At 35.9% G+C, this 10,106-nt stretch carries 9 protein-coding genes and 1 pseudogene; all 10 read left to right on the top strand.

The features are described 5' to 3' along the window. Window positions 1–558 (top strand): annotated as a pseudogene (locus tag FQ087_RS22695) (helix-turn-helix domain-containing protein); the annotation flags it as partial. Between the two features lie 15 nt (window positions 559–573). Beyond that, window positions 574–873 (top strand): hypothetical protein, encoded by a 300-nt coding sequence (locus tag FQ087_RS22105; RefSeq protein ID WP_149582771.1) that lies wholly within the window; start codon window positions 574–576, stop codon window positions 871–873. Window positions 874–1,917: 1,044 nt separating this feature from the next. Continuing rightward, window positions 1,918–2,676, top strand: coding sequence for a hypothetical protein (locus FQ087_RS22110; protein WP_149582772.1), 759 nt, complete (start codon window positions 1,918–1,920; stop codon window positions 2,674–2,676). Between the two features lie 217 nt (window positions 2,677–2,893). After that, complete coding sequence (locus FQ087_RS22115) at window positions 2,894–4,081, top strand: hypothetical protein (protein ID WP_149582773.1); 1,188 nt, start codon at window positions 2,894–2,896, stop codon at window positions 4,079–4,081. A 438-nt stretch (window positions 4,082–4,519) separates the two neighbouring features. Further along, the gene (locus tag FQ087_RS22120; protein WP_149582774.1) at window positions 4,520–6,187 is read left to right on the top strand and encodes a restriction endonuclease; all 1,668 of its coding nucleotides are present in this window, start codon (window positions 4,520–4,522) and stop codon (window positions 6,185–6,187) included. Window positions 6,188–6,392: 205 nt separating this feature from the next. Continuing rightward, window positions 6,393–6,980 (top strand): recombinase family protein, encoded by a 588-nt coding sequence (locus FQ087_RS22125; protein WP_149582775.1) that lies wholly within the window; start codon window positions 6,393–6,395, stop codon window positions 6,978–6,980. A gap of 56 nt (window positions 6,981–7,036) precedes the next feature. Next, window positions 7,037–7,243 (top strand): hypothetical protein, encoded by a 207-nt coding sequence (locus FQ087_RS22130; RefSeq protein WP_149582776.1) that lies wholly within the window; start codon window positions 7,037–7,039, stop codon window positions 7,241–7,243. A 272-nt stretch (window positions 7,244–7,515) separates the two neighbouring features. Then, window positions 7,516–8,538, top strand: coding sequence for an S-layer homology domain-containing protein (locus FQ087_RS22135; protein ID WP_149582777.1), 1,023 nt, complete (start codon window positions 7,516–7,518; stop codon window positions 8,536–8,538). Window positions 8,539–8,983: 445 nt separating this feature from the next. Then, a complete protein-coding gene (locus FQ087_RS22140; RefSeq protein WP_149582778.1) occupies window positions 8,984–9,511 on the top strand; it encodes a MerR family transcriptional regulator in 528 nt (175 codons plus the stop codon). A gap of 276 nt (window positions 9,512–9,787) precedes the next feature. After that, a partial coding sequence (locus FQ087_RS22145; protein WP_149582779.1) for a MarR family transcriptional regulator occupies window positions 9,788–10,106 on the top strand: 319 nt, incomplete at its 3' end.

Below are 10,106 nucleotides of genomic sequence, written 5' to 3' on the forward strand. Positions count from 1 at the left end.
AAGATAGCCGTAGAATTAGGCATCAGTCGCAAAACAGTTACCAGGGCATGTCAACAACTTGAATCATTAGGTATCATTCAACAACATGAGTTAAAACGCCACAATGGCGACAGAAGAAGATCATCAAATGCTATCGTTTTTATACGTCTTGAACCATCTAAAATAGAGAATGTCCCAACGGAATGTCCCAAGGAAGAAACTCCTTTAAATACTAATAACAATCCCAAAATCACATTGGATACGAAAAGAGGTTTCCGAGGGGATAAAATTCCAGCATTTATCTACGATGCATTAAGCCCGTTTCTAAGTGAATCTGCTATGTACAAGGCATACAGCGCTCTTTTACGAGGAAAGGCCGCAATAGACCGGACGATTACCTTTGAATCCAACGAGGGGTTATTTACTGACGCTATACTTTCGGTAATCAACGGATACAAACGGGGCGTAGTTCGATCAATTTCGGCTGTACTTTATACGGTAGCTTTCGATACGGCTGCGCAGATTTACCGTAAGGAAAACTACAAAGTACCAGACTGGCTGGAGATTGCTACGCATTAATATAGGGGGTACATAATGAACATTGACTCAAATAAACAAAAGTTGGTAGATTACCTCAACAAAACAGATTCAAAACAATTGCTAGAAAATATGGGGATATATTCGGAGTATGAGCAAATTACAAATCTAAAATGCTTCGATACTATTGAATTAGGTGTCAGAAACGCCACTTTATATATCATGCATCACAACGAAGACAACCTAAAAGACAGATACCCAAACATATCGACTAGCTTTGAACATATTGCTTCTTACTTAGTGCATAAAAGAGCAAAGTCTGCGCTTGACGCATTTGATTTGTTAAACATTATTTAGCCAATCATTAAAATTAAAGGGATCCACATTTGGATTTATAGCAACCGATTTTATCTGTCACGCTAGCGTTCCTAAACGTCAAAATATGAAGGCACTCTAGCGTTCCTAAATTCAAAAAACTTGTGCCCATCCAAACACTAGGCCTAGCCTAGTCCCACACCAAAAGTGGGGACAGTTTTCCCTTATGCTCTTTCTAACTATTTTCCGAAATCGGACTTTATTTTCCCTTTAATTATTTTCGTATTTATAAAGTTGCATGAGTTTCCTACAGGGACGAAAATAAAGAATTAGAGAGAGGGGGGCAAGCTACGGGTGTGTGATCACACTCCCCAAAAACGTTGTTTTTAATTGGTAGGAATTTTCCTACGACCTTTACAGTTTTCCAAAGTTTATTTTTTCAAAATATCCTCTGAAATCTGTTGTCGTTTCACTCGAATTTTAAAATGAACCGTTGCAGAAAAATATAAAAAGGACAACTGCAGCAGTCGCCTATTTTTCTAGTAACATAAAAACGTTTATTGGAGAGTCATACTAATAAGTTCGTATATCTACGATAACTTACTAATGTCTTACCTATAACTTACTAAAGAGTTCGTAAACTAATATAAGCGCCCTATCTGCAAATCACAGCAATTGATTTAAGCGTCCTAGCATCACAGGTTAGTTTATACATCTAAAACTTCTTGGAACGCATTACAGAGTCCATAGGACAACCACAGAGGTGTTTTAGAATATGAGAACAAATGAAAACGCCTATCCCAGGATTAACTTTGGGAAGGCGTCTATTTTTCGTTCCTATATATTATTTATTGAATATTCATAATAAAACTATTTTTACAATCTACGAAATCTGGTTGACGATTTTCAAAATCGTCTTTATACTAGTAGTGTTAAGACTTAGTAATTATACCTACTTCAAGTATAACATGAACGTCTATAAAATTGCAATACATTTTTAAAAATAATTTTTTTATTATGAGGCGTCACTTCCAGCAATTGGGGGTCTCGGCTACTAAAATATAGCAAAAGGAAGGAAGTTTTCAGATGAAGAAAAGACAAAAAAAGAAGGTAGAAAAGAGGAACAAAGTCAATGAGCAAAGGGTTACAGTTACAAGAGCGTTTATAAAAAATAAGGTTGACATTGAATTGGTAGATGCAGGTTTGACACTCTTCCACTCGATAAATAATGCAAAAGATAGGGTTAATAACAATGAAAGCTATAAGAACAAAAAGTTTCTGTTGAATAAAAAACCTCGTTTTGCATTAATTCAAATCATCAATGAGGATCCAAAGTTGTGGGAAACGTGGAAAACCCAACAAATCAAATTTAAAGATAGTGGATACAACGAAGACTATAAGCCAACTTTGCACCGTATAGACAGAACAGGAGATTATGAAATTGGTAATCTTGCAATGTTATCGGATGAAGATCACAAACAAGAAAATGCTGTGCAGACAGCTTTAGTGACCTTTGGGGACGATGGATTGGGCTTTCATATGGTCAGCACTATCAAAGAAATGAGCGAATTCACGGGTGCAACATACGGCAAGCTAAAGAGTGTCGAAAATCAAGCAATCGAATTAGCTAATGGCCAAATGGCTATGTACGCAAGAGTTGAACAACGTCCCGCCCGTCCCAAAGAAGAAATGGAAGCACAGGATAAGGCGTGGTATGCCCGTTTAAAAGCCAGTATTGAACGCATAAACCAAAGGGAAAATCCTTCAATTAAAGAAATAAAACTACTGAAAGCTATGCAAAACGATGTTACTCAAATGGAGCGCATGAAATTCCACTTGTTGTGATTCCCAATTAAACATCCTATAGGTAGGACATGTCATACAAAACCTATCTATAGGATCTATACGATACATCCGACTGCTGAATTATAAGGGACACTAAAATTATATTTATTATCTAATAATAGGTTTAATAATCCTTATTCTATATGGCTTTGTAGACTACTTATTAACTTAGAATTTTTATATAACCTATCACAAATCAAATCAGAAAAAGAAAGGAATGATAATTATATCCAAAGTTAAACATCCGATAATTAAACCGTTACCAATTTTAAATATTGACTATGAAACAGGTATCGACACCTGTTATCTAATGTGTAAATTGTCTCCCAAAGATAAAGAATTCATATATGAACGCTACTATAACGTATATCAGCGAACAGCAGGTTACAGACATTCTCTATTCTTGAATGACATTGGATTTACCATGCATCTATCACCAATTGATCCAAAGTTTCATTGTCATTTCAACGCTACTTTAAAGATACATCGACTCTTTTTTACATCAGCTATCCCCATTGAGATTATAGAAATCCTTAATCATATCGACTGGCGTATCATCCGTTTAGATATTTTTTATGATTTCAAAACAAGGGTACTCGATTCCCTGCTTTTTAAGCATCATAAAACTCTTTTTGACAGTGGAAAGCTATACGAAAATGAAACTTTTTACGTCGGTAATTACAATTCAAAACGTAGAGGGCATATACTCGCACACTATGACCGCCAAATCAAAGAACAAAAAAGGGATACTGGAATCGTCCATCAGTTCCCGAATCGTATGGAAACTAGGTTCAAATTTACCTTGAAAGAAATGCCCATCCATAACATTCAGCATGGCGTCATATTAAAACAGATGAAACGCTACTTATTTATCTCGGACATTGAGCAACTAAACACCGACAAATGGCGTAGGAATCGTATCCGCAAGCTACAATATAACTTTGGATTATTCAGCACATACCCTGAAAAAGAACAGAAAAAGATACGGGAATTACTCAAACTGGAACGTGAGCCACTGGAAGTTATGTATGCTGCCAATGCTCATGAACTATTTAATTTCATGGATTACGACAAAAAGGCGGCATCATCTGCAAATGGATTAGTCCCACCAGTAGATTTATTAGAGTTGGAAACGTTCGAGGAATTCGATTACGAGGAATTTAATGAGAAAGAAGGCGGTACAATGGACAAGCAACAGCAAAACTTACTGACCAAGATAGCTAACATTCTGCAAGATCCATTACAAACCCCTCTAATCGACTTTGAAGAGTTGTGCGGTACTTACAGCCGCAAGAAAGTTAATGCGCTTAACGACCAGTTAGACATCTTGAGAGATGAAAAATATATTAACTTCAGCAGGGAAGAATACGGATTTAGAATCGAATTACTACCAACGGCCATCTAATTAACGTCACCAATAACATGATTGAGTGTCGACGACCAATCATGTTATTGGTGAGCGTACTGCTATCAAAGGGTACGTTTTCTTATATATCCAACTAAAATTAATTATTCGACACCCGAAATAGATGATATAGCACACTAAAATACTTGATCCTGTTATGTATCGAGTCGATTACGGATAGAGGCATATGTAAACGAAATGATAGGCCGCAACCCTACAAAAATAGTCGTTTAACACGTGCCGACCGTTATGAATCATAGGGTATCGCAATATATGTGAATGTCGCTAAAAGCCCTAAAATTGGATATTGACTCGAAACGTTTCGAGATCAACTACGAACGTTCTGATAATTCAGTTATACGGAGTAATAAATATGATATTCTACTAAGTAAGACTTTATATATATTTACAAATACAGGGAGGAATAGGTGATTAATTGTGAATCGTTCTTCAATAAATGATAATAGTCTATTAAAATCACTTCAAGAAGAAATCAAGCAAAAAAGAAGAATAGCCTACGATCAAATAGAAAATCAATTTATACAAAATAAGTCCAGTATAGATAAAATAGCTAGGAGTGCAGATTGTTCGTTGGATCAAGCATTTCTTTTTTGTCTGTTTCATCATATAGGTGTAGAAAAATTAGAAGAAGGTAATTTTAGTTTAGTGTTAATGAAATACCTAATGGATAAAAAAATGATGGAATTTTCAAGTATTCATGAAGTAGAAAGCTTTATCAATAAAAACTATATGTTTTTTGGAAACGTAGATAGCTTCGAATCAATGCAAGAAAACTTCAATTATAATGAAACTTTGCGTTCTTTAAGCGAGGGAAATGTATCAATATTTAATAATGTTTATTTATTCAATAGTTTAACTATAGATGATTTTGAAAATATCTTAAACAATAAAGAACCTAATCCCATACATGAAATTCTAGTTGATTTTAGGTTTGATCTTCACCAAATTAGCTTTTTTTATAACTCTACCATGGTTTTGAGAATCAATGTGAGGAATGAAAACTGTAAGAATTTAATAATTGAAAGGATTAGTGAGTTTGATGCAGTTTCAAATGAAAATAGACTTAATGATTACCGCCTTTTGGAAACTGAAATCAACAATTTAGAAGATTGGATAACCGAGCTATTCAACAACTTTGTTCGTGAAATACCAAGAGAATATTTTTGGGATTTCAATGCACATCGAATAATAGAGTATCTTATTCTTGATAAGGCTTATTTGAATGAACTTTTATTTAATGTTCCTCTTGAGGCTTACAAGTTTGGAATGAACTATTTAATTAACGATCAACCAGAAGGGGTTATAAAATATTTAGTTGGAATTATTGATAAGTTTAAAAAGATTTTGACTCATAAGATGGATATTGCTACTCACTTAATGCCGGCATTTATATGGATGATACTAAGAAAACAAGTCGTAAAATATTTTGCAAATGAGTGGGAAGAACGATTTGGCGCATATTTCAAAGCTGTAGATAAAGATTACATGGATTATATTAAAGTCTATTGTGAAATCCAAGAAATAAATACCCTTGACGAAGAAAACATTGGTTTATTGACATACTATCTAATTAATAAAGAACTATTACCAGAAGTAGAATTGAATAAACTTAATATTTATCATAAGTATTATATATTTGTAGAAAAAGAAGTTCAATTAATGAATGAAATAATTGAATATGAAAAATTCGAAAAAAAGTTAATGCAGAAACCTAGTGTTGAAAAAATGGATTTTAATGATGTAGACCTTTTTACAGGATACGAGTTTGAAGCATTTGTTGAAAAGTTGTTTACCAAAATGGGGTATTTATCCGAAAGGACTAAAGGTTCTGGGGATCAAGGAATCGATGTTTTGGCAGAAAAGGATGGAAGGAAGTTTGGGATACAAACGAAATGTTATGGTTCAAAAGTAAATAATTCAGCTGTGCAGGAAACTGTTGCAGGCATAGCTTATTACAATTGCGACAGGGGCATAGTTATTACCAATAATTATTTCACAAAATCAGCAGTAGATTTAGCTGCTAAAAACGACATAATTCTATGGGATAGAAACATGCTGCGGGAGAAATTTAATGAATATATGTGAGGAAGGCAACGGCTATTAATTTTCAATGGCAGGAAGAATAATCAGATAAGAGTCTAGTCAATCCTATTACCGTTAGAGTACAGTCAAACGGTAATGAAAACGACCGTCTAGGAATGGCTCTATATCAACGTCCTGTAATTACCGTTTGACCGTTACCGTATTAGATGGTATAATAAGGGCAACAAAACAAACGGGGGTAATGACAATGACAATCAAAGGATACATTCGTGTGAGTTCAGAATCACAAAATATTGCTAGGCAAGAAAAATCACTTAAAGAAGCAGGTTGTACAGAGTTTTACACTGAAAAAATAAGTGGTGCAACAACAGAACGCCCACAACTTCAATTAATGCTATCAGAATTACAAGAAGGCGATACGGTAATCATCCATGAATTAAGTCGCCTGTCGCGCTCCACTAAAGACTTAATTGGAATCGTTGAAGTTATCCAAGAAAAAAAGGCATATTTAAAATCAATAACAGATAAATGGCTAGATCTATCAGAGGACAATCCTACGGGTGAGTTTATCTTTACGATGTTTTCAGCACTAGCACAGTTTGAGCGGAAGATGGGGAAGCAACGACAAAAAGAGGGCATTGCAATTGCCAAAGAAAAAGGTAAATTCAAGGGTCGCAAAACGCATCTAGTAGAAGGCGGTAAAGAGGAAGCAAGAATGAATGCCATCGTTGAAGCGTACAAAGCAGGCACATCAATCAAAGACATACGGGTAACGTTTAAAGTCGGTACTGGAACAATATACCGCCTATTGGAACGTGAAGGATTGAGAGGGTAGCCCATCAGCTACCTGTCTTTGCTTCAATGATTCATAACAAATGAGGAGGAAATGAAATGACATTGATTGAATTCAACCAACGATATGAGGAGATCCTGTTCTCTTCTGATAGCAACGATGCAAAATCATTGAGATATGCAGAACTAATGACAGAACTAGAAAAAACATTCCACATTCCGATGTTAAAAAATGAAGATTGGGAACAAAAAAACAGGAAAGTCATTGCGTTATACCGGAAAATTTCATTAAGTAGACAACTTTAAGTTCACAAGTAAAAGCGACATTTTACAAGGATACCGACAGCCGTAAACGTAGGAAAAAGGCGGGATAACGGCTACTCCTATATTTGGCCAAAGTCATCATCCATCATCAATAGCAGTAACGGGGCGGTAACTGCCGAACATCTGCAACACCCTACCCGTACAGCAGCTAGACCACGCCTGTTCATGCACTAGACAAATAATAAAAGACGAATATTGTCTATCACACTATTAATGCTATATTAAACAGTGCAAACAGCAAAAGGAGGAATATTATGAAAAAAACTCTATCAGTCTTATTTATTTTGATCTTAACGCTGTCATTAGTTCCACAAGTTAATGCTGCCAATACCGATTTTAAAGACGTACCAAAAAACCACGCTAACTATGCAGAAATCATGTTTCTAGTAGACAAAGGAGTAATTAAACCAACAGAAAATTTTTTCCCCGACAAAAAAGTAACACGTGAAGAGGTCGCTGTCATGGTAAGTAAAGCAGTCGGTCTTGATGGAAAACAAACCCAAACGAAGTTTAAAGATGTACCCGAAAGTAGATATTCATCAGGTTACATTAATTCGGCTGTTGAAGCAGGAATAATAAACGGATATCCAGACGGAACATTTAAGCCGAACAACTTAGTAACGAGAGGACATATGGCCGCATTCATCGCAAATGCCTTTAAATTGACGGGTCAAGCCGATATAAAATTCAAAGATGTTCCAAAAGGATCAACCTCTTATATAGCAGTAAGAAAACTAGCATTTTTAAACATAACTTCAGGATATGGAGATGGAACATTTAAGCCGAATGAAAGTTTGAGTAGAGCACATTTCTCTGCATTTTTGGCTAGGTCAATGAACCCAGCTTTTAGACCAGTCTCTAAAAGAAAAGTATACCTAGATTTAGTTACGAAAAGTATTATGCTAAATAATGTAACTACCTTTATGTCCAAAAGTGAAGTTATCTCAATATTAGGTAAGCCGCAAAGAGAGTATATTGATATCGATTATAATCAAGAATTGGTTCAGGAATATCCGGGCATGTCAATTTTCTACAGCGGCGAAATCGTAGAAAGTATAATCGCGAAGGTATCAGAAAAGGAATTTTTTAATAAGATTTTACCCGATTTTGCAGGTCGAAAATTCACCGATCGGGAGGGACACTATGTGTTGTATTCAAAGGAAGCAAAGGTTATTGCTTTATATAAATATGAAAATGGTAAAACATCAATATATCTTTTCTGGGGTGGCGACTTCGATAGGGAGATCAAGGATGGAAATTATATTGAAATAAAGTAAAGTATTTCTGATTTTTCGTTCTGATTGCCCATTCGATATTTGATTTAAACAAAATAGTAAGCGAGTTAAAAGATAAAGGGGTAGCCCATACAGCTACTCTTTTTTTGTTTTAATCCATAACACCCGATCACACATAAAACAGAGATTTTAACGGAAAACGAAGGCTCGGAAACGTAGGGAAAAGGCGGGTTTACGAAGGTTGATATATTTGGCCAAGGGGCGTAGTCCATCATTAACAGCAGTAACGGGCGGGATAATTGCCGATACAATCTACTTACTGATCCCTACAGCACACATACCACGCTTAGTCATGCACCCAGCCTTTAAATTGGACGATACCGCTACCAAACTGCACCAGTCCAACATTATGACGACTTTAAACCAGACTCATTGCGTCCGTGTTACAATAACGCATGACCAACATGTTTGAAACGGGGGCAGTCATATGAGCGCAATAAAAGTGTACAGTATCGACGAAACATGCACCGCTTTAAAGTTGAAGCCACCAGTGTTAAGGAAGTATTCGGCTATGTTAGAAGACGCAAATTATACTGGAATTGGACGAAACAGTAGTAATGCAAGGTTCTACACCGATGAAAATTTAAAAGTATTAAGGGAATTGATTTCATACAAAGATTCTGGCTTTATGACGTTGAATGATGCCGCAAAGGCGATAACAGAGCGCATAAATGGCATTGACGTAATGGACGTTGTTACGCAACAAGTACCTAATATAGCGCAACAACAAGACGTTGGACGGTTACAAGATGCGGTTTTGCAATTGACGGAACACATTCAAAATCAAAGTATTTTATATGAGCAAAACATGGGAATTTTATTGCAGGAAATCCAGGATATTAAGAATGAATTAAAGGAAATAAGAGAGGTTTCTTCAGTAATTGAAGAAGTAGCGGCAACAGTTGAGGTAGAAGAAAAGCCTAAAGGATTGTTTATGCGACTATTTGGGAAATAACTTGCAAGATTAGCAATCTAGTTGTATGATTACCCCAACGAAATAAATCGAACAAAAAATAAGAGGCATTGAGCGTTATAACTGGCCGGCAAGCCCGTTACAACCGTCTTACACCGTATCAGACACGGCGTGAAACACTTCTCAAATACCTCTCGATAACGTCATTATACACACGATACAAGGCGGAATCAAGAGGTAATACGAGCGGAGGTTTTAACCGGTACGACCTACGGTTAATTCCTCCGTTTTTTTGTTTCCTAAAAAGGAGACTATGAAATGACACTAACTAACACAACAGAAACGTACCAATCACTGCAACCATTCTTCACAATCAACGAACTAAACGACAATACTAAACTGATTCGAGAACGTCACGCCAAAGACTTAACACGTTCAACTTATAGAGTCCTGGACGTATTGCATCGTTATTCTTCTAAGTATTACGGGGTATCATACCGCAGTAAATCCAAGATAGCCGTAGAATTAGGCATCAGTCGCAAAACAGTTACCAGGGCATGTCAACAACTTGAATCATTAGGTATCATTCAACAACATGAGTTAAAACGCCACAATGGCGACAGAAGAAGATCATCAA

It is taken from the genome of Sporosarcina sp. ANT_H38, from assembly GCF_008369195.1.
In the GTDB taxonomy this organism is placed as follows: Bacteria; Bacillota; Bacilli; order Bacillales_A; family Planococcaceae; genus Sporosarcina.